The sequence below is a fragment of the Proteus sp. Marseille-Q3619 genome (genome assembly GCF_965283115.1).
Map to the genome: position 1 here is coordinate 1772987 of NZ_CBDIMP010000001.1, position 19862 is coordinate 1792848.

The 19862-nt window shown below is 40.9% G+C and carries 30 protein-coding genes; 2 read left to right on the top strand and 28 right to left on the bottom strand.

All coding sequences use genetic code 11. The features are described from left to right. Nucleotide 1: 1 nt before the first annotated feature. From ACWPWK_RS08070 to ACWPWK_RS08205, 28 genes are all read right to left on the bottom strand, one after another. A complete protein-coding gene (locus ACWPWK_RS08070) occupies nt 2-1984 on the bottom strand; it encodes a ClpP-like prohead protease/major capsid protein fusion protein (RefSeq protein WP_109373198.1) in 1983 nt (660 codons plus the stop codon). After that, nucleotides 1950-3440: a phage portal protein gene (locus ACWPWK_RS08075; protein ID WP_109373197.1), complete on the bottom strand. Its 1491-nt coding sequence runs from the start codon at nt 3438-3440 to the stop codon at nt 1950-1952. The genes ACWPWK_RS08070 and ACWPWK_RS08075 overlap by 35 nt, the downstream gene beginning before the upstream one ends. After that, on the bottom strand, nt 3437-3652 hold the full coding sequence (locus ACWPWK_RS08080) for a hypothetical protein (protein WP_109373196.1): 216 nt from the start codon (nt 3650-3652) through the stop codon (nt 3437-3439). The genes ACWPWK_RS08075 and ACWPWK_RS08080 overlap by 4 nt, the downstream gene beginning before the upstream one ends. Further along, the gene (locus tag ACWPWK_RS08085) at nt 3649-5751 is read right to left on the bottom strand and encodes a phage terminase large subunit family protein (RefSeq protein ID WP_109373195.1); all 2103 of its coding nucleotides are present in this window, start codon (nt 5749-5751) and stop codon (nt 3649-3651) included. The genes ACWPWK_RS08080 and ACWPWK_RS08085 overlap by 4 nt, the downstream gene beginning before the upstream one ends. Next, nucleotides 5748-6242 carry a DUF1441 family protein gene (locus tag ACWPWK_RS08090; protein WP_099659611.1) on the bottom strand — a complete coding sequence of 165 codons (495 nt, stop codon included), beginning with the start codon at nt 6240-6242 and terminating at the stop codon, nt 5748-5750. The genes ACWPWK_RS08085 and ACWPWK_RS08090 overlap by 4 nt, the downstream gene beginning before the upstream one ends. A gap of 12 nt (nt 6243-6254) precedes the next feature. After that, on the bottom strand, nt 6255-6767 hold the full coding sequence (locus ACWPWK_RS08095) for a KilA-N domain-containing protein (protein ID WP_109373194.1): 513 nt from the start codon (nt 6765-6767) through the stop codon (nt 6255-6257). A gap of 384 nt (nt 6768-7151) precedes the next feature. Next, nucleotides 7152-7292: a hypothetical protein gene (locus ACWPWK_RS08100; RefSeq protein ID WP_157926018.1), complete on the bottom strand. Its 141-nt coding sequence runs from the start codon at nt 7290-7292 to the stop codon at nt 7152-7154. A gap of 19 nt (nt 7293-7311) precedes the next feature. Beyond that, entirely contained in the window at nt 7312-7578 is a 267-nt protein-coding gene (locus ACWPWK_RS08105; protein ID WP_154066698.1) for a hypothetical protein, read from the bottom strand. After that, entirely contained in the window at nt 7544-7912 is a 369-nt protein-coding gene (locus tag ACWPWK_RS08110; protein ID WP_109373193.1) for a hypothetical protein, read from the bottom strand. Before ACWPWK_RS08110 ends, ACWPWK_RS08105 begins: the two co-directional genes overlap by 35 nt. 867 nt (nt 7913-8779) lie before the next feature. Further along, nucleotides 8780-9232 carry a lysis protein gene (locus ACWPWK_RS08115; protein ID WP_109373192.1) on the bottom strand — a complete coding sequence of 151 codons (453 nt, stop codon included), beginning with the start codon at nt 9230-9232 and terminating at the stop codon, nt 8780-8782. Further along, complete coding sequence (locus ACWPWK_RS08120; RefSeq protein WP_109373191.1) at nt 9229-9648, bottom strand: structural protein; 420 nt, start codon at nt 9646-9648, stop codon at nt 9229-9231. Before ACWPWK_RS08120 ends, ACWPWK_RS08115 begins: the two co-directional genes overlap by 4 nt. Then, on the bottom strand, nt 9626-9925 hold the full coding sequence (locus ACWPWK_RS08125; RefSeq protein ID WP_109373190.1) for a phage holin family protein: 300 nt from the start codon (nt 9923-9925) through the stop codon (nt 9626-9628). Before ACWPWK_RS08125 ends, ACWPWK_RS08120 begins: the two co-directional genes overlap by 23 nt. After that, on the bottom strand, nt 9922-10311 hold the full coding sequence (locus tag ACWPWK_RS08130) for a putative holin (protein WP_109373189.1): 390 nt from the start codon (nt 10309-10311) through the stop codon (nt 9922-9924). Before ACWPWK_RS08130 ends, ACWPWK_RS08125 begins: the two co-directional genes overlap by 4 nt. Before the next feature lie 90 nt (nt 10312-10401). Further along, nucleotides 10402-10746 carry a hypothetical protein gene (locus tag ACWPWK_RS08135; RefSeq protein ID WP_109373188.1) on the bottom strand — a complete coding sequence of 115 codons (345 nt, stop codon included), beginning with the start codon at nt 10744-10746 and terminating at the stop codon, nt 10402-10404. A gap of 67 nt (nt 10747-10813) precedes the next feature. Next, nucleotides 10814-11830 (bottom strand): DNA-methyltransferase, encoded by a 1017-nt coding sequence (locus ACWPWK_RS08140; protein WP_109373187.1) that lies wholly within the window; start codon nt 11828-11830, stop codon nt 10814-10816. A 73-nt stretch (nt 11831-11903) separates the two neighbouring features. After that, a complete protein-coding gene (locus tag ACWPWK_RS08145; protein WP_109373186.1) occupies nt 11904-12098 on the bottom strand; it encodes a hypothetical protein in 195 nt (64 codons plus the stop codon). Nucleotides 12099-12311: 213 nt separating this feature from the next. Further along, on the bottom strand, nt 12312-13091 hold the full coding sequence (locus tag ACWPWK_RS08150) for an antitermination protein (RefSeq protein WP_109373185.1): 780 nt from the start codon (nt 13089-13091) through the stop codon (nt 12312-12314). 27 nt (nt 13092-13118) lie between these two features. After that, on the bottom strand, nt 13119-14144 hold the full coding sequence (locus tag ACWPWK_RS08155) for a DUF968 domain-containing protein (protein ID WP_109373184.1): 1026 nt from the start codon (nt 14142-14144) through the stop codon (nt 13119-13121). After that, on the bottom strand, nt 14144-14851 hold the full coding sequence (locus ACWPWK_RS08160; protein ID WP_109373183.1) for a phage antirepressor KilAC domain-containing protein: 708 nt from the start codon (nt 14849-14851) through the stop codon (nt 14144-14146). The genes ACWPWK_RS08155 and ACWPWK_RS08160 overlap by 1 nt, the downstream gene beginning before the upstream one ends. Before the next feature lie 17 nt (nt 14852-14868). Next, nucleotides 14869-15252 carry a RusA family crossover junction endodeoxyribonuclease gene (locus ACWPWK_RS08165; RefSeq protein ID WP_109373182.1) on the bottom strand — a complete coding sequence of 128 codons (384 nt, stop codon included), beginning with the start codon at nt 15250-15252 and terminating at the stop codon, nt 14869-14871. 62 nt (nt 15253-15314) lie between these two features. Beyond that, nucleotides 15315-15485: a Lar family restriction alleviation protein gene (locus tag ACWPWK_RS08170; protein WP_023582529.1), complete on the bottom strand. Its 171-nt coding sequence runs from the start codon at nt 15483-15485 to the stop codon at nt 15315-15317. Further along, the gene (locus ACWPWK_RS08175) at nt 15485-15880 is read right to left on the bottom strand and encodes a hypothetical protein (protein WP_109373181.1); all 396 of its coding nucleotides are present in this window, start codon (nt 15878-15880) and stop codon (nt 15485-15487) included. Before ACWPWK_RS08175 ends, ACWPWK_RS08170 begins: the two co-directional genes overlap by 1 nt. Beyond that, a complete protein-coding gene (locus ACWPWK_RS08180; protein ID WP_109373180.1) occupies nt 15877-16515 on the bottom strand; it encodes a phage N-6-adenine-methyltransferase in 639 nt (212 codons plus the stop codon). Before ACWPWK_RS08180 ends, ACWPWK_RS08175 begins: the two co-directional genes overlap by 4 nt. Next, a complete protein-coding gene (locus ACWPWK_RS08185; protein ID WP_244185050.1) occupies nt 16512-17642 on the bottom strand; it encodes a replication protein 15 in 1131 nt (376 codons plus the stop codon). Before ACWPWK_RS08185 ends, ACWPWK_RS08180 begins: the two co-directional genes overlap by 4 nt. Nucleotides 17643-17651: 9 nt before the next feature. Next, complete coding sequence (locus ACWPWK_RS08190) at nt 17652-17831, bottom strand: DUF4222 domain-containing protein (protein ID WP_099660103.1); 180 nt, start codon at nt 17829-17831, stop codon at nt 17652-17654. Continuing rightward, complete coding sequence (locus ACWPWK_RS08195; RefSeq protein ID WP_109373179.1) at nt 17821-18000, bottom strand: hypothetical protein; 180 nt, start codon at nt 17998-18000, stop codon at nt 17821-17823. Before ACWPWK_RS08195 ends, ACWPWK_RS08190 begins: the two co-directional genes overlap by 11 nt. 88 nt (nt 18001-18088) lie before the next feature. Then, the gene (locus tag ACWPWK_RS08200) at nt 18089-18547 is read right to left on the bottom strand and encodes a YmfL family putative regulatory protein (RefSeq protein ID WP_109373178.1); all 459 of its coding nucleotides are present in this window, start codon (nt 18545-18547) and stop codon (nt 18089-18091) included. A 38-nt stretch (nt 18548-18585) separates the two neighbouring features. After that, entirely contained in the window at nt 18586-18780 is a 195-nt protein-coding gene (locus ACWPWK_RS08205; protein ID WP_109373177.1) for a Cro/CI family transcriptional regulator, read from the bottom strand. Nucleotides 18781-18885: 105 nt separating this feature from the next. Between ACWPWK_RS08205 and ACWPWK_RS08210 the strand changes: the two genes are divergently transcribed. Continuing rightward, entirely contained in the window at nt 18886-19533 is a 648-nt protein-coding gene (locus ACWPWK_RS08210; protein ID WP_109373176.1) for a LexA family protein, read from the top strand. Between the two features lie 112 nt (nt 19534-19645). Beyond that, nucleotides 19646-19849: a hypothetical protein gene (locus tag ACWPWK_RS08215; RefSeq protein ID WP_109373175.1), complete on the top strand. Its 204-nt coding sequence runs from the start codon at nt 19646-19648 to the stop codon at nt 19847-19849. Nucleotides 19850-19862: the final 13 nt, after the last annotated feature.

Consider the following 19862-nt stretch of genomic DNA (forward strand, 5'->3'; position numbering starts at 1 on the left):
CTTATTTACCGGAAACTTTCAGCAGACCGCGATAATCAACTGGCGCTACACCCGCATCAATACGCACTTTTGTGGTGACACCATCGGAAGTAAAGCCTTCAAGCTGATCAATATACGGTACATCAATCCCATTTAAGTACGCTACTTCAATGGTGTCGCTACCTTGACGTGAGGCCATATACCAATCTTTTTCGCTTGCATCATCTAAACGAGGTTCGGCAATAATTTCCGCTAAATCGCGCACTGGGTTAATAATATTGGCATTAACATCCGCGCCTTTCACACTGCCTGATTTAACCACTTGGATAGCTTGTGTTTCCAGTGTGGTCGGTACCAACATAAACGCGGGACGAATATTTAATGAGCGTTCGCCTTCTTTTTGTTGACGCATAGCAGTACGACCCGCACTGATGGTTTCTACATCCATCCCGCCGGTGATCATGTTTTTATGATCGGCACTAAATAGTGCTTTTTTATCGCTCATTTTTTCATTGTCGATAAGTACCGCATACACCAAATCGCCGACTGTCGCTTTAGCTGCACGACCGAACTTCATTGGCACATCTGTCAGCATGTTCATATCATCATTGATGATGGCTTGACGGGTAATACTAAATAACTCACCGTAGGTCGCTAACGCAATGGTTTCGCCTTTATCATCGAGCGTAACGTACTTATACTCGGCACCTTCACGCACTTGACGTAAGGAAGGGAATGCCCCTAATCCCACACGGTGTGCGGTTTTAAAGTCGCTGAGTTGCCCTTTTTTCGTCCATTTTTCAAAGGTTTCTTCATTTTCTTCCCAACCCAGTAAAATCGCTTTATTCGCGACATCCAGCAGGATATTACCGAAATCAGAGGTGCTGTGCGTAAAAGCCATACCAATCATTTGCATCGGATTATACGTAGCCACACCGATACCACGCTCCGTCAGTGATGCGCGTGCTAACTCACGCAGTGTCATGCTATTAAAGGCGTTATCTTTTTCATAATCCTGATAACCCGCACGCGCCATCACAGAGGCACGCACACTGTCACCCACAATATTGCCGTTTCCTGCGTAAATATGCGCATTACCTTTATTGGATGGCTCAGGATTTTGTTGTTGTGCAACCGTGTTAAGTAATTGCTCACGCGCTTTCTCAACAGAACAACTCGCATCCGATAAACAAGTGATCATCAAATCATTGTGACGACCACCGAACATGGCAAATAAATCTTTAATCCCATTTAAGCGCGCCTGATCATTTGCATTCGGTTGTTGTTCTGGTGTCGGTACCGGAGTTGGATGAGGCTGTGTAGGGCTAGTGGTATTTTTCGGGGTAATTTGATTTTTAATTGCACTTGGCATAGATGAAAATTCCTCAATTCGTTTAGATGTAAGACTTGCCATTGCTTTTACTGGCTCAATCACTTTATCGGCGAAACCGTGTTCAACACACTCGTCACCATCAAGCCATGTTTCCTGCTCTAACATGGCGGTAATTTCTTCGGTTGTTTTCCCTGTTTTCGCCACATAAGCAGGGATTAATACGTTTTCTAACTTGTCGAGCAAATCAGCATATTCACGCATATCATTCGCATCCCCCCATGAAACGCCCCACGGTTTGTGGAGCATCATCATGGCATTTTTCGGCATAATGACCGTATCCCCCACCATCGCAATGACTGATGCCATTGAAGCCGCTAATCCATCGATATAAACCGTGATTGTTGCGGAATGGTTTTTAAGTTGGTTATAAATGGCGATACCATCAAATACTTCACCACCGGGAGAGTGAATATGCAGATTGATATGACTGAGATTACCCAGCGAGAGTAAATCTTCCGTAAAGCGTCTTGCGCTAATTCCCCACCCACCAATTTCATCATAAATATAGATATCTGCAGTTTGGTCTTCTTTAGCTTGCATGCGAAACCAGTTTTTTTCAGTTACTGGCCCCGACATTTTAGGCATCGTTATCAGGTTCTTGTTGTTTAGCATTTTGTGCCCCTTTGTCATTAGCAGGATCAGTATCAAATACCAGTCCTAATCGTTTATTTTCGTCAATTTCGGTTTTACGACGACGTTTCACATCCGCAGGGTTTCCCCCTTTGGCGCGTATCCAGTCACTTTCTGTTGACGCACCACCACGTAACAAAGTTTTCCATGCCTCAGATTCTTTTTTCGGATCAATCCACGGCATCACAGGTCCACTGTAAACCGCATTAAACAGTGATTTAGGGTCAACATCTGGTGGCACGGCGACCACACCACTGGCTATCGCCATTTTTAACCAATTGCGATACATCGGACGGCTAATGCCCGCCACAAAGGTGTCTTGAAAAATGTTATAGCCTTCAAATGACTCCACCAGCTCTTGTCGTTGAGCGCTATATGTGCCGTTATAGTCACGGGCGATACTGGAATAACTACCCCGACTGCCCGCAGAAACCGCACGTAATTGCCCATTGCGAAAGGTTTGTAGATTAGGGTTGGGGCGGTCTGATTTGATCATGCCCACTTCTTCACCTGGCTTTAAACCGTCGTAAATCATACCCGGCTGAATATCGATGTTACGTTGCTCATCTTCGTCGTATTCACCTTCTGGGAAAGAGCCGGCATCCCCTTTTTTGATGTACATCGCCATTGAAGCTGCAATACGTGCGGAGGTTAATTCCGCATCTTCGTAATCTTTTAATGCACTTAAGCGCATTAAAATCCCCGAAAACAAACTGACTCCACGTGCTTGGTGAAGCCGACGAGTGAATTTCAGGTGCAACATATTTTCGGCATCAATGGTTTTGATATCCCCTAAATTGGCACTGAATTGGGGGAGGTTTTTATATACCTGATACCCTGTGGGTCGCCCCCACTCATTGAACTTAATGCCTTGGATAATCTTACTTTCTGGCATATTCATGTGGATCGGCACAAAGTCAGGCTCTAAGGCTTCGAGCCAAAAATAGATATTGGCTTGAGGATCTAACCCCTTGGCTTTACCTTTGACGAGTTGAGCAAATACCTCACCATCACGTAGCCACGTTCTCACCAATAAACGTTCTAATACAGGGCGACTAAATTGCCCTGTCACTTCGGGTAACACTGACCATTCCGCCCAGGCTTGACGAATTTGCGACGCTAAATCCTCATGGATTTGCCCTGCGCCATCTAAGGGCTGAGGCTCAACAATAATGCCCTTAGCCCCGACAATGCGTTCTTCCATCTTGTCGAGAATGCCGATAGAGATATCATGATTGTTATCTAGCCATCGCGCTTGCTCCCGTAATGATGTGCCACCAAATTGAGTCAGTTGGTTACCATTACGATTTTCACGTTTAGCGGGATGAGTACGAGTGGGTAAAACGGCTTCATAGGCTTTAATTTGTAAGCGAGAGCGGAGGCGCGAAGCTTGCCAGTTTGGGGCGAAATAACCAATGGCGCTGTCTAATAATGTCATCTAAACCTCGCTAATTTATACATCGGATTATCTCGTTTTCTCGATATCAACGCCGACAAACGAGATTCCCAACGCTCACGACCTTTTATGATCTCGTTGAGATTTTCCATTGCCATGGCTTGCCCATTAAAAGTGATGGATTTGCCTTTTAATACCGCCTCTTCCGCTAAACGGTATTGCTCAATCATGTGTTCAATTTCTTCTTTCGTCATATCCAGCCTCCGCTGTTTGATACCGGTGCCCATGCAGATACCGCAGGCGTTTCCTGTTTTTGGGTTTCGGGTGAGGGTTTTATTTCAGGCTCTGTGGCGATATCGGCAATTGGCGGGGATGAGGAAAGCATTACATCAGGCAATCTCGCCCATTTAGGCGGTTTTTCCCAATTAATATTCTCGTACCCTTTTAATATCACCAAGGCATGGGCGTAAACCATCAGGTCAAATGCCTCATTAGCACCTCGACCCGGCTTTTCCCAATGCCCTTTTTCATCACGCTCTTCATACGTCAACTCGTCATAGAACGATTCATCCAGCCAATCAGGGAAATGAATATAATTAGGTCCGACGGTATCGCGCGATAACGCAGAGCTGATCCGGTCTTTGAGTTGATCCGTTTGCAGTAAATAAAGAGGCACATCCCCTTTCGCTTGGGCGCGCCTTTCAGAACGACTGGTGTTATCGGGGAATGATTTGGTGATTAGCTTACTGCGTTTATGCCCATCGCCCTTAAAGAGATAAACTTTACGATGTAATCCCTCTTTTCGACAGCGACGCCAAAATTTATAGGCATTATCAGTAACGCCATCTTCACCACCAGAGTCCACGCCTAACATCATGATTTCCATTTCATGGTGAGGATAATGTTGCAATGGATAGGTTTTCTCTAATACATCCGTGATTAATACTTGCCAATCTTCGGGATACGAACCCGGATCAATTCGACGACATTCGCCGTTATTGTCATAACGTAGGGATTGGGTGATTTCAAAGCGGTCAATCACCCAGCGTTCGCCTTTTTCACCGTAACCGACCACCTGAACCACAAAGCGTCGTTTTTTACCGCCCTGTACGTCAACTGTGGCAACCAAGAATCGTACGCCATCAGGAACAATCAATTCGCCTAAGTCTTCAACACGATTGATTAATTCATCGCTCCGACGTTGCTCTTGTGCTGTGCGCGGTAAATAAGGCAAGCCCCAGTCTGTATTGGTGACCGCTTTTAGGGTTTCTTCACTGCCGGTTAATTCATATTCTTGTTCTGCAGTCAGTAATTTATAAACTAACTGAGACAACGTTTGATAAGCAGCAGCAGGCCCTTCCATCCAAAAAGAGGCAATACGCGAACGACGCCCTGTGCCTGAGATCTTCCCTTGCTTATCAATGGACTGCCCTTCAATCAACCACACCCCTTTATTATTGAGTTCCCGTTTTTGATGGGGTTCGATGCGACCTAAGCAGTGCTGACATTCCACATACGCAGATTCACTCGCTTCTACGGGATCTGGATTGTCACGATACCCCTTTACGGCATCATAAATAGGCTGAAAATATTCGTGGCAGTGAGGACATTGCCAGTACCAGCGACGGCGATCCCCACGATTATAAAGCGATAGAATACCCGTTGTGGGCGGAGCTTCGTGAGGGGATAAACGACTCCATTTAGTATCGGTAATATCTCGCCCCGGAGAGCTTTCCACCAACGTCATACCCGCTGACATAAAAGTGGTTGTCCGTTTTGAGGCTAAAGAAAAGCCATCTCCTTCACCGTCAATATCTTCAGGAAAACGGTCATAATCGGTGAGTGCCACACATTTAAAGTCAGATGAGGACATCACATTAATCGATGGCCACCCCATTTTTAAAAAACTGCCGGATAAAAAGTATTTATCAAACACGTTATTATCGTTACGACGAGGACTGAGTTGCTTACTGACTTCAGGACTGCAACGAAAGGTACGAGAAAGCCGTTTTTTACTGTGCTCTTGTGCTTTATCTTGCGTCATTTGCACCAGCAACATATCCGACGGGTCGCACACAATATTGTAAATCACCCAGCCATCAATTAACCCAACCGTCTTTCCTGTTCTCGCAGGTCCGACAAATATCACTGCATCATAGAGCCGTGACGATAAACAATTCATAGGTTCAACAATGTAAGGGGATACCGCCGGATCCCAAGGAACAGAGTTACCCGCACCTACTGGTACTCGCATATATTTTGCCACGGCATCCGAAACCGGCATTCGTCTCGGTGCTTTAATGAGTTGTGCCACATTTTTTCTTAATGTGGTTGCTGACACTGTTGCTGTCATAACTCATCCTCATCACTCTCTTCGCCATCCGATTGATCACTTAAAACTTGATGTGCTATCTGGTCGCGAAGATCATCAATAATACCTTGAACACGGGATACGGCTGTCGGTGTTAATGCACAATCACGTTCTAATATGTCAGGTAACGTTTCTAACACTTGCACCATCGCTTTAGCCAGTGCTGAATATTCGCGTGCAACATCTGAAGCCGGCAATAACTCCCCCACTTCTTGCTCAAACTTCAAACGCTCCCGCTCAGACTGATACCACGCCTTCCGATCTTGAGGTAACATTTCCTGATTATCGACAGGAGCTGGTGCCTTCATCATTTCAGATAAAATATCAGTGAGTGCGTAGAGTTTTAGATTTGAGCTATTGCCTGCAACAGGCTCTAAATGATTAAGACGAGCGGAAGCAGTTTGCCGATGGACACCAGAAAGTGCAGCTATCTGGCTGATATTGAGTTTTAGGTGTTTGAGTTCTTTGTCCATATTTCATTTGTTTTATTCCACTCCCGGAAGATAGATTTGAGCTTCATTAATAATTCGCTCTCTTGCCATTAGCAGTAATTGTTTTCTACCACCAACTCCCCAATTAGCCATTATCCTTGCACAGTTACTGACGTTTTTAGTTTCAGCATTAATGACATGATCTAGCTTGTTCAATTTAGACATAACATCTAAACCTTTTCTCGTCGCATCTTTAAACGTGTTGTAGACAAGAATTTCAAACTCAGGCTTTAACCAAGCTGCATATCGAATAACAACTAACTCTAAAGCCCAAGTTCCCTGATTAAGTCCACCTTTAATCACTTTGACCGATGCACTTTTTGTTGCATCGCTTAAAGCTTGAACAAACCGCTTTACCTGATGGCTTTTCAAAAATGCACCAGGTCTTTGTGATTCCGTTGCTTTACCATCCGCAACAGCAGCTACATGAAGATCATTTAGGTTATATCTTCCCTCATCATCAACACGAACAGATACACCATTAATACTGACTCTTGGATATTGCATAACGTATTTCCTACATTTGAAATGAACCCTCGTTCACATAGAAAATCAGCCCGTCGAAGCTCGCCAGCTATAACTGACTTCCTCGAAGGCTCATATCAAAGTGATTGGATCCGACGTTTTAATGATTGCGCTGTGAATGCGCAGTGAAATGAGATGTAAAACAATAAAAATGAGAGTTAAAGCTTTGAGCCAGTGATGAACAAAAAACAAGCAAATTCATCACTGTTATTTTTTTAACATATATTTATCAAATAATTACACTGGTGGTGACGACCGATAAAAATTGAAAAATGTGCCGTTTCCCGCGTGCGCGCCGCCCCGTGGAGAGGGTACCCCACCGGGAGTACCTTTTGAATTATGTATAACAAAATCAATTTATTATGATTAAGGTTTCTTTGGTGGCGGAGTGGGATTCTTAATCTCATGCTTGGGCTGATACCCATTAGGGTTTAGACTTTTATCCTGCAATTGTTCATCTAATTGTTTTCTGAATTGATTGGGGTTCTTAAAGCCTTGACTAGCCATAGTTATTTCCTTTTGATTGTTAACCACCGTAATCTATCTGTATTCGTATAGCCTCTTCATAAGTTGCATCCCGCCAATCAGTCATAGTTTTGATATCATCATTTGAACTATCTAGAGGATATCGTGAACGCTTCACGCTAACCTCAACTTGCAATATCGATAACCCAGAAAAAGCCTGTCGTCTAACTCTAAAGCGCCCAGTCAAACCAGTCTCTGTGTTTCTATATTTAGGCATTGGCATGTTATCCCCTTTACTTCTGACTGCACCACGTTCTGTTGACAGCATCAGCCCATGCTTGATGGTTGGCTTGCACGACTCTGTCAAGTTCAGCAATAGCGATAGCGTTCTGCTTTATTTGGCTTATCACATCATTATCAGGCTGATCCTTGGTATCTAGCTCTGACTTATTACCGACAAGCACACCTTTGAACTCAGCCGAATTAATAAAGGCATCTTTAATAAAAAATTCGCCAGAAGATTGAAAGAAGAAAGGTGGAATTGATTTAGGCCTCACACCCACATCTTGCATCAGTTGCTTAATGCGAGTGAGTTGCTCTTCTAACTTATCTAACTCAGTGGTATCTACTGAAACTTTTAATTGAATAGTGTTATCTGACATTGTGTTCTCCAATAAAAAACCATCAGCTATTAACTGATGGCTATCTAATAAACTCTATCAACGCCACTCAATGAATGACGTTTGTAGAATTAAATATGTTTATGTCTCTCCATAGTCACGCCGTTTCTTCTACCTACAGCTGACGTTGCTGATAATGACCGAAAAATAACAAAATGGTGGTATTCGTTGTTTTTGATTCTCACTATGCGCTCTCTGTCGAGAATAAAACAGGTCATGGCTAACATAGGAGACGGCGACAACGCAACGCATTAAAAAGTCCCGCTATTGCGAGACGATTGTTTTCTAAAAACTTACATTGATTATTAACAGATTGAATGAAGATATATTGGTAATCTATTGTTTTCACATATACTAGTGAAATCCCTGCGGGAGCCCAAACTCACAGAGTTATTTTTATCTTGCTTTTTTTATTTAGGTAAGAGATAGGTTAATCAGAATTATCAATCTAGTATATATACCTACTTAAGCTATACTAAGTAGCTATCGCTATACTTTAATTGATATCTTGTCAGTCTTGCCCACATACCCATGCTGGGCTTTTTTTAACTCCATTTGATGGCAAACAATCAATAAACTTTGACTGATATCATTATTTAATATCTCGCCCATGTATATCCTATTTATGACATTTGACTTTACCTATAGAGTCATTTGATTAGCCATTATTGTATATAAATTTCTTGCCTATTTTATTTTGCGCTCCATTTCTATGTGGGCGCATTTTTTATTGAGGTAACTCAAAGACAAACGATAGCTTTCTCGTTATACTATTTCTACTCCTATAACAACAATCCTCTCCTCTGGTTCGATACCTTACTTTTCAGCCCATACCTCACATGGGCTTTTTTAATTTACACACTCAGTTCTAATGTAATCCTGCAACCCTTTAATTATTTGCTCTGATTCTGTAATTCGCTCTCTGAGTAACCAATAATTTCTGATAGCGGTGTCAGTAGGTCGGGCGGTGGTTGCATCATCCATGCTGGTGGCGGGATTGCTGGCGCTCTTTGGACACTCGGCTTTGATGTACACCCGTTCAGGATTACGCTCGCTAATATCACGCAACTGATCAATTTCTTTTTTTGCATTAGAAAGCTCCTGCTGATGATCACTATCGAGTTTATTTAACTTATCAATGCGCTCTTTATAATTGCTATTAATATTAATTTGCTCAGACAAATCCTTACTGAGTAATTCATTCTCGTTACTTAGCGTTTTTATTTTTGCATTTGATAAACTTAATGCCATTAATAAAGCACTTAAAAATATGAGAAAAAACCATGGGATATATTTACTCATAGCAATAACCAGGCATCTTCATAAACCTTATCTGCGTAAGGCTGATAGCCTAACTCAACACCCACGATTGCTTTTGCTAAAGAGATAGCAACCTGTTTTGATTCAGTATCTATCTTGTCATTAATACCAACACCAATCTCTTTTGATGCACGGATAATGTAGCCATTCGTGTTGTTCTCAACTGGCGGTGCATACTTATTAATGATTGCTGATACTGAGTTCAAACCATATTTACGTTGATAGGTTTGGGTTAATTTATAAATTGCTCGGATGCCGTATTCTGGCGACTCAAAGACACAGAATCGAGGGTTAGGCACTCCTGTTTCAATACCAACTAAACCTTTCCATTTATTACGGGGGTTATAGTCAATATTACCCGGATTGTTATTGCGCTCACCGCGAGCTATCTTTGCCATGTCTGACACCTCTGAATATTTGCATTATGTTTCCACGACTCAATAAGATGAGTACGCATAGTGATAAATTAATGCCGACTTCAAATGGATCAGCATGAGAATAATCATCTGTTAAGATCCGCAGTGGTACCGAACCCAATAGGATAATTAATACCCACGCAATAAATGACGCTCCGAATTTATATTGAGCACCATTACGTCGATAATTAATGAGTCGAATGACTGCGAGTAAACAAGAAAAGAAATTGATGTAAATCCAAAACATTGAGATGGTCATCTGCCACCTCCTCTGAATTTATCTATCAGATTATTAATAAATTTATTTATTCCGTCAGTCATTGCACCCGGCTTTGATATTGAGACTAAAACACCCACCAGCCCTGCTGACGAAAACATTGCCCCTACTGACTTATCAACATCACGACCACCGGTTATATCGCTGAGAATACCCGACATAAAATCAGCGCCATAAATACCAATAAGGAAAGCAACTGCAAAATAAGTCCAACGCTTTAATAGACGAATATCATGAGCAGATAAAACAAAAATAACTGCTCCCGCAAACGCCCCAATAACAACGCCAGCGTCCATACCAGCAAACAGACCTACAATTGAAACGCCCGCTAGCGATGCTGTTGTAGTGCCCGTTAACGGCTCATTCATGTGTGTAGTCCTGTTATTTGGTTAAAAAGGTGCAGACACACAGCTCTTGTGTGAAGTGATTAGTGTGTGATTGATACTGTGGTCTGCGTATTAGGAAAGGATAATTCTGGCGAAATTAACTCCACCCATGTGATTTAGTTTTTCATGCATAATGAGTTTATTGCAGAACATGTGTTGGTATATTTTACTGCCACAGCATTTAAACAACCCGCTACCATTAATTAGGTTGAGAAAAATATTAACATTGCAACCTGTTAGAATTACATCAATATAACCATCACTACGTTTCACATAATCATTATCTTCTGCAAGCTGAAATAATCTTTTAGCAGACTCATAAACATTCGCTTTTATTTTTGCTCTTTCAATAACTGCCTTTCTCCGCTCTTCGGCTATATACCGATCATTGATTGCTTTTAAATTATTAATCGTCATATCAGCCTCTAAACGAAACAATGTGAACCATCCGGAATTACCGGATAGTTGAGCTTGTAAGTAACTCTTACAAGTTCGTTTTTATTTCTTGCTCTGTTTGTTCAAAGCGCTCTTTCTCAAGCTCAACACCTAAAACCTTTCGATTAAGTTTTAATGCTGCTTTCAGAGTTGCGCCTGATCCCATAAAGAAATCAGCAACCAGATCTCCCTCACGACTGCTAGAACGAATAATGTGTTCCATCATGTCTGATGGTTTCTCGCAAGGGTGTTTACCGGGGTAATATTGAACAGGAGGATAAGTCCACACATCGGTGTAAGGAACATCTGCAGTCACAAAGAATGGTCGTCTCAATAAACCATATTCTTTTATTAACTCTTGGTAGTCTTTTTGTAAAGTGAGTTGTTCTCGTTCTAACTCACTAAAGTGACGAGATAACGGTGATAGTTTTTCTTGTTTATCAGCAATGCGTGTAAACAGTGCTTGTAACTTTTTATAATCTTCTTCGCTAGGTAATTGCCACTGACTATTACTGAACCAATGACTGCACATTTGCTTACCTGTTGTTTGGTCTATTTCTTTTGCACTCACCTGCAGTGATAAACGAGCATTTCTAAAATAATCAATCAGAGGCTTAAATACGTTCTGCTTTAGCTCTTTGCATTTTAAAGAAAATTCAGAACCTTTAGCCGTGACTGGCTTTTGATAATGTTCAGCAAAGAGAATTCGTTCTGTTGAAGGAAAAAAGGCACGGAGGCTTTCTTTATTTTGTCGTCGCCATGGTCCTGATTGTTTAGCCCAAATGATATGGCTTAATACATTAAATCGCCCACGAACAAGCAATTCAGTATCTGACGCAAGTTTAGATCCACAGAATAAATACAAACTGCCATTGGGTTTTAATACCCGCCAAAATTCAGCAAGAACACTATCAAGCCACGATAAATAAGCCTCAACACTATCCCACTGATTATCCCATGCACACGATTTCACTCTGAAATACGGTGGATCAGTCGCAATTAAATCAATGCTATTTTCGGGTAGTGTTTTCAATACAGAGAGTGCGTCGTCGTTAAATAGTTGCATCAGAAGTCCTTTTCTACGCAATAAAAAAGCCGATGACTGTTAAGCCACCAGCTTTATAAATTCTTTCTATTTTTTAGGCTGTACGCATATAGCTATTTCCTTGCTTTGCGACAAACCCCGCTATTTCAAACTGAGTTAATAGAAACTCACAATTTTCATTACTTAACCCAGTTTGATTTGAAATTACTTGTACTGTTTGCCAATCACTTTTTGAAATTGTTTCAAGTACACAACTTGCCTGCGTTGTCATATCATTCTGTTTTAACATGATATTTTATACCTTTGGTTAGTTATTGTGCATAACTACACATGTAACTCTGACCAAATAGAACAGCAAGTCTTATCTTCTTTTTAATAACAAAAAACCCCGCCAAGGCGAGGTTTGTTTAATTTAGTGTGGTTGAGTAATAAATATCCCACTATGAAAAGACTTTAATCCAAGTTCGGACAAAATACAACTTTTATCTGTATATAAAACCAGTTAATTAGTAACTTGACTAAATACGACTTCAGCATTGCTTTCTTCACTAAAACATTTACTAATTAATTGCTCATAAAATGGCTTCCAGTTTCTACGCCATGTTCTTTCATTAAGTTCTGGTAATAATTTACTAATAGCTTGATATGCAACAGAGGAAGGCATTCTTCTATATCCGCGACCAGTACAACGAGGACACTCTTTAAATACAGGTACACCCTGTAATTCGGTTTGCTCTTCGTCCAAGACTTGACCTCTCCCGTTACAACGACATCGATGCGTAATAATTCCTTTTCCTCCACACATTTGGCATTTATCACCAACCAGTTCATTTTTAATCACTGGCTCCGTAATCACTTCGCCATTCGATTTTATAATGCCCGGATATTTAATGACGTCTTTGTGGCTATAAATAAGCTTTTTACCTTTGCAGCTAGGGCATTCACACACCGAACCTGCTGAACGAGAATAATCTTCAAACGCCATCTTTGATAAAATAACCAAACAGTAACCTAGTTTATTACCTGCTGACTTAGCTACCAGCCGTGGCGTTACTTTTAATGCGTATTTTGTTAATTGTCCAACGGCGTTGGACTTATCCTCTTCGCTCACGTCATTCTTAGCAAAAAACGCAGACATACCAAATTTGGCGCGATGTTCCGTCATGCCAAGTGCTCCTGCGGTATCCATCCCCTTCATTCTGTCGGGATCTGTACAGTTTGACGTATCGGTGATCATCGGTGACTTTGGATAAAATTGTTTTAATGCTGACTCTAGTTTCATGCTAATACTCCTCGTGCCGTACACACGTTAAATAAATGCACCGATACCTAATGAACGGTTTAAAAAATGAAATAACAATTCGAGTTGATTACCGTGAGTGGCTTCCCATTGTTTTGGGTCACGGTGTAGCTCGTCATGATGAATGCGACACAATGGAATAGTGAATAAGTCGTGAGCCTTAGTACCCATACCGCCCATGCCATGACCTATGATGTGGTGCGGATCATCAGCCTGTTGCCCACACACGCAACACGGTTGAGTTTTCACCCATTGAAGCCAGTTGGTATTTTCCCAACGTTGCATTTTAGGTTTAAGAAGAAATGACGCTGGTGGCTCCGGATCGACAGATACTTTAATAACCGGCTTTATCGCATCTAAACGTTCATTCATTGCGGATAATGCGGTTACGTTGCTTGGGATAATGTCAGCTTCTGGAAAACCACCGTGAACTCTTCGTTCTTCTTGTTTATCTGACCAGTTTAAAATCTGGCGCAATACCGCTTCGGGTAATTCATCAACCAAGCTATGCATTACTGCAAATGAGAAAAAATCAGGTATCGTTAGCTGGTGGCCACTATCTAATCTCAACCGAAAACGAATAGTATCTAACATCCAATTAATACGATTTTTATGAGCTAATTCAGCAACCCACCCTGCAGATGAATGACGAATATGGTTATCATGATGCCAACAGGTGCGGATCACGCCTGCCTCCTGAAAGGTCGTCACTAACTCATGGTGATGATAATTATCTTCATCGTTATCAATCTGACAGCATTGAATATGACGGATAACCCACGTATCCATCGGTGATACTTTATCGATGGTGTGGATCACTTTTTTGTTATTGAGAAATTGGACGATGTGCTTATTGTTTAAAATAGGCTGTTCATCACCCGTTAATGCACCTGAGGGCAATACATCTAAACTTTTAGGCACATCACTGATAATTACACGATGGTGCTTCTTAAATTGCTCGAGTAATTCAGCACCCGGTTTAAGTAGTACAACACCTAGTTCTGGTTGAATGTAGGGTGTTAATAATAATTTCATTAGATGATATCCCCTACTTTATATTCAGCCCATAGCCCAGCGATCCACTTCACGCCTTTAGCGGTAAACCGTGATTGTGCAAATGAATGGTTATTGGTTTGGTTAGTGCCTGTCTTTATCTCAAAGCGACCAAGATCTACATGGGTTTGATAAGGCGTAAATGTATTATTCAAGCGATACATGATTTTCTTATCTATTAGAAAACAGCGAAAATCCGTTTCTTTCACCTGCAGTAATTTACACACTTGTCGAAATGTCATAGAGCCACTTGATAGAACATAATTATCAACAAACTGAGCCTTAGGTGTGGCAATCGCCAATTCACTTTCCAGCTTTTGTTTTTCTTCTGCTAAGTCTGCAGCTAATCGCAATGCCTCTGGTAATGTTTGAGGAATGAGAGGTTGCATTTTTGACTCTAATTCCTGCCAGCGATCGACAATTTTCGCTGTGAACTGAGGTGATAATCGAGCCACCAGCACTAAAGAGTCTCTTTTATTAAAACGATATTCAGTATATTGATTGCCGTTATGCTCAAAAGGGAACTCAGCCAATGGCTGGGTTAAAATTTGAGCAACAAAAAGCCTATCTGCAGAACGTTTAACATCTGAGTGATTGCTGCCCGTTAAACTAGCAATCTCTCTACTCGACATAGTTAATTCGCGATTCATTGCGGGTAATGCTGTAACTTCCATTGTTCTTTGCATCATGCTATTTCTCTCCACTTTTACTCGTGACCGTACATCACGTTATTAAATGAGCGGATAGTGATTTCTAATTTTCCACCCTTTACGACTTCCATTAACATCACATCCATATGCTTCACTTGCTGATCATCTTCCCAAACACCCGCATGTGTTAATGCATCAAACGGGGCTTTTAAAAAATTATCAATATCTCTGCGCTGTTTCGTTGGTGGATATAAGCGAACCAGGACAGAGACATTTTCTTTAATAGCTTTGGGTTTTCGTTTTAACTGCTCATATACAGAAGCAATGGTGTTAATTCGAAACTTACGCCCTTTTTCACTGATCAGCGTTCTACCTTTAATGTTTCTCCAATATGAGTTAACACTAGGTGGAAATGGCAACGTGAGCATGAGTTCAGGCATAAGTCCCCCACAACCCAATAGCCAGCATGAGAACAAACCAAAAGCCTATAAACAGCGCATATTTAGTTAGCATCGTTTACACTCCTTTTATCCCAAGCTTTCAGGGCTTCGTCCGCGTTATTAGCAATAGGGCCTCTTGCTCCACATTTCTGACAGCGAGTGAATGTATTGATCATCACTTGCATGACTTCTAGTTTTTTAGAGTTACAGAATGGACAGCTTTTATTGTTCATTAGTGATTACTCCTTACTGCTCTGACTAACGAATCGTAGGGCTCAGTTGGTAATTTACCCATGAGTGCAAAATTAGAAGTGGCGTGTTTTACCCATTTGATTGTGGGTAATGCGCGCTTTTTGGCTTTTTGTGTATTCAATTTTTCAAGATAAATAGATTCACCGGATTTACGCTGTTCAATGATTGCGTTGTAAATAATTCCCGCTTCCTCGGTTACTTTGTAACGTAATGGTCGATCTTCATTTCCAACTCGCACTAATGCAGATAAACCATTCAGGTGTGCTAATGCTCTCGATGAACTAGATAGAGCAATGCCTAAATCACGACTAACAATATGACGATCTATCCTGTCACCGACTTTGTACAATGCTAAAATTTGCTCTGTGATTTTCATGCAACACCTCTCGATACAAGCCATTTTGCTTGTTCAATAAATGTTTTGCCGATTTGCTCTAGCTCACTACGTTGAATGTAATCAATGGCTTTACCATTCCACGTTTTATCAAACACCACGATAGCACCAGCAAAAAATGCCCCTGTTGGTACTTGATTTTCATCTGCAGGAACAAACCATTGAGGAACGTCAAAACCAACACGACCGCGAATAAAACAAATATGGTCCGCTTCTTCACACCACCATGTTTCGCTTGTGGCCACTTTCAACAAGAAAACATAGCGCCCGCCTTTTTCACGCATCGCCAACGCATGATTCATAATGTGTCTAACACCAGTAACAGCTTGTTTTTCATGATATGAACTACGTGAATATGGTGGATTAGCAAAAGCTGCACCGCCAATTTCTTTCAGTTTTTCCGACCAGTCCTGAGTAAGCGCGTTATCTTCAACAGTGTAAAAATTTGGACATTTGCTGTTTTGTGCATCGGTAAAGAGATCTAGCGTGAAAGGTCCATAGAGCGAATTGATACCCCAATACAGATTTTCAGGTGTTCGCCATTGATCGCCAATTTCTTTTAATTTATGAGAAGATTGGCTTTTTAATTCCTGTAATTTCAGTGCGTAATCAATCATTGCTGAACCTCCTGTGCAACTTGCTCTGCAACTTGTTTCCAAATGCCACGCCATGCAGCTAAACCAGCAACTTCATTCATTCGCCCTAATCCACTCTTACGAGCTTGAATAGCTGATAATTCTTGAATTCTATTTTTAGGTTTCCAACCTGTGCCCCAAATGAGTCGAAATGTTTCATCACGCTCAACGGTATCAATAGCGACTTTTTCTTCGCCAGCCAAACGCAAGGTGACGTTATCCCACTGCTCTCTCAGTTTCTGAGGGCATTGAATATTCTTTTTCCAGAAATCATCTTGAGTAATACGCTTATAGAGCTGACAAATTTCTTTGTGTGAGCGCCCGTCAATCGTGCTCATTAAGCGAATATCATTAGCCCATTCCGTGAAATTAGGCTCTTTAGGTGCTTGAAGCTCCATATCTTCGAACACTTCACATTTGCGAGCGAATAACCACTGAGCACATTTTAAATCGTCAGCTGAACCCCATTTTTGGAAGTTAGCGCTGTAAATCACCGCTTCTGGATAACGAGTTAAAAAATCATTTTTCGGCTGGTCGCTGGATTCGTTAGAATTCTGCGACGAAAGGTCTTTAGTGATCTGTAAGTTTTTATCTGAGTTAAGATCTGTATAAAGATAGGATTCCTCACTTTCGACGTTTCCATGATTCTGCATTTCTGCGGTTTCCATTCCGCAGTTTCGACGTTCCGATTCCTCACTTTCGACGTTTCCATTCCTCACTTTCGACGTTTCAGAAATAGATGGGAAAATCATAGAGATAAGTTTATTGCCATCTATCTTGTAGTGAGTAACAGGGGTACCGTTAACCTTTTTTGTCTTAGTTTCAATCACACCAGGGAAATACTTTTTACGTAATTTATCAACGAGGCGTCGAGCTTGCTCTTCACCAGAAAGCCCGTGAATTTCTTCTGCCAGCTCTTCATGGCTTTTATAAAACCAGCCATCATCAGCACTTGATGAAACGCCAGACCAGAAGACAAGCTGATTTAAAATTGCAGACAAGGCGTGAGCTTGTTGATCACCTTTGAAAAAATCTAAATAGGGAACAGGAATAACAATGACGTTTTTCTGCCCCGACATAGCTTGTACAACATCAAAAATAGTCGTCATAGCAACGCCTCACTTAACTCTGGTGTATTTCTCTTTAAATCGTTGCAAGGGTTCACATTGCGGATCGTCACAACCATCAAGCATAAAAATGACTCGCTGTTTTTCTCTGTCATAACGAACAACATGAACAACGATACCCCTGTGATTTTTGTAGTAGCGATCAAGTTGGTTTGGGTTCTCATTGTTCATTGCCCACCCTTAAACCATGTTTTGAATTGAAATCATCTACAAGCCAACGCATAAATTGGTAGTTTGTTTCTTCATAGCCTTCTGGTACTTTAATTTCATAGACAAAACGACCATCACGCATTGAAGCTCGCACTTGCGTGCGACATGCTAAGTTTGATAATCTACTCATGCTAATTTCTCTTCACACAATTGAAATTTGCAAACCGAAGCCAGAGGCCGTACACCTTTGGCTTCACCCTTTCTGGATATAGCCATCTTTAATTTCTCTTTTGATGTAACGAAACAAACGCATTCATAAATGTGCGGATCTGCGAAATTAATCCATCCAACATCATTTTTATTTTTTGCTCTTCATCACCATCAATAACGCCATCAGCTAAGCTATCTTTCATCAATAACGCTAAACGCCCCTGCATTTCGTCAACACCACTACGCAGTACAAACAATTCCGTTTCGTCCAGTTCCGCAGGACTAATTCTGTCAACGAGTAAACGATTTGATTCACGAGCGACAAATTCAGCAAATAAAACGGTCTTAGAAATATCTTGCATCGCTAACAACTCGTTTAAATCAAATGAGCGACAACCGTTTTTCTCGTAAAGTTTGTTATTGAATGATGTTAAAGACAGACCAAGCGCACCAGCCATTGCCTCGCGTCCACCAGCTGTCGCATCACACATTTCTTTCACTACCTGTTTTATTGATTGGTTACTCATTTCCTACCACCATTGATAAATTCTTGTAGTTAACTGCTTTAAACGGTTTTGTTATTTTTTAAATAAAGATCGGGGTTGTATTTAAGGACTCCCTTAGTTAACCGTTCTATTTTTAAAGCTTGTTTTTCAGGAACAATAGTCGACCACTGGCAAACAGCACTATGAGATACACCAAGCGCAATAGCTGTTTTTACTGTTCCCCCAAAATGTTCTAAAACTAAGTTTTTAAGCATTACACTCTCCATAAAGTAAGCATACTTACAATTTAATGTAGCAGGATACTAATGTCAATAAAATGTAAGATTGCTTATGTGTGATACGTGAATTTGAGGCTATTTATGGAAACAGTAGGAGAGAGAATAAAGCAACGTAGACGACAGTTAAAAATGACCCAAAAAGATATAGCTGAACGCGTTGGAATCTCAGCATCAGCGGTTACTCAATGGGAAAGTGACAACACTGGTTTATCTGCAGAAAGCTTATTAAAGCTATCATCTGTTTTGAGTTGCAATCCAAAATGGTTAATGTTTGGAGTAGGGCTTCCTGAGGATGATGTTGAAATAAAAACGTCTATTTACAAGCCCATACCAATCATTAGTTGGGTGCAGGCTGGAGAATGGACTGAGACGTACTGCGAGTCAGATCCTGGTAACTACAAGTACATTGATACTAATTTAAAACTGTCAGATAAAGCATTTGCTTTAATAGTTAAGGGGCAGTCTATGACTACCTACAATGGAGAGTTAAGCATCCCTGAAGGTGCTGTGGTTATAGTTGAGCCTGATTATGGATATCTCGATGATATAAATGGGAAAATAGTCATAGCACAACAAAAAGGTAGCGATGAAGCCACTATCAAAAAACTTATTATTGATGGGCCAAACAAATACTTAGCTCCTTTAAACCCTCAATTTAACCCTATTCAGATAAATGGTGACTGCGTTATAGCAGGTAAAGTTAAGCAAGTTATTATAAATCTAGACTAATTCCCTCCCCCTTCACAAAAAAAAGAAAGAAATGTAAGGTAACTTATATTTTTTTCTTGACTTAAAATGTAAGCTTACTAATATCTATACTAAATAGTTATTGAGAATACTTATGACAACTGAACCAACAATCATACCTACAGCCAATTTCACTGATGCAGATGTTGCAAACTGGATGAGAGAAAAATTGCAGTACATGAATTATCTAAATAATTTGCATGCTGAGCGTAGAAAGCTGGTGGATGAGCTAGCAAGACTAGATGCTGAAATAGCAGAGTACGCAATTAAAAGTGCTATTCAGATACAAAGTGAATGATTTTTATGTGTGA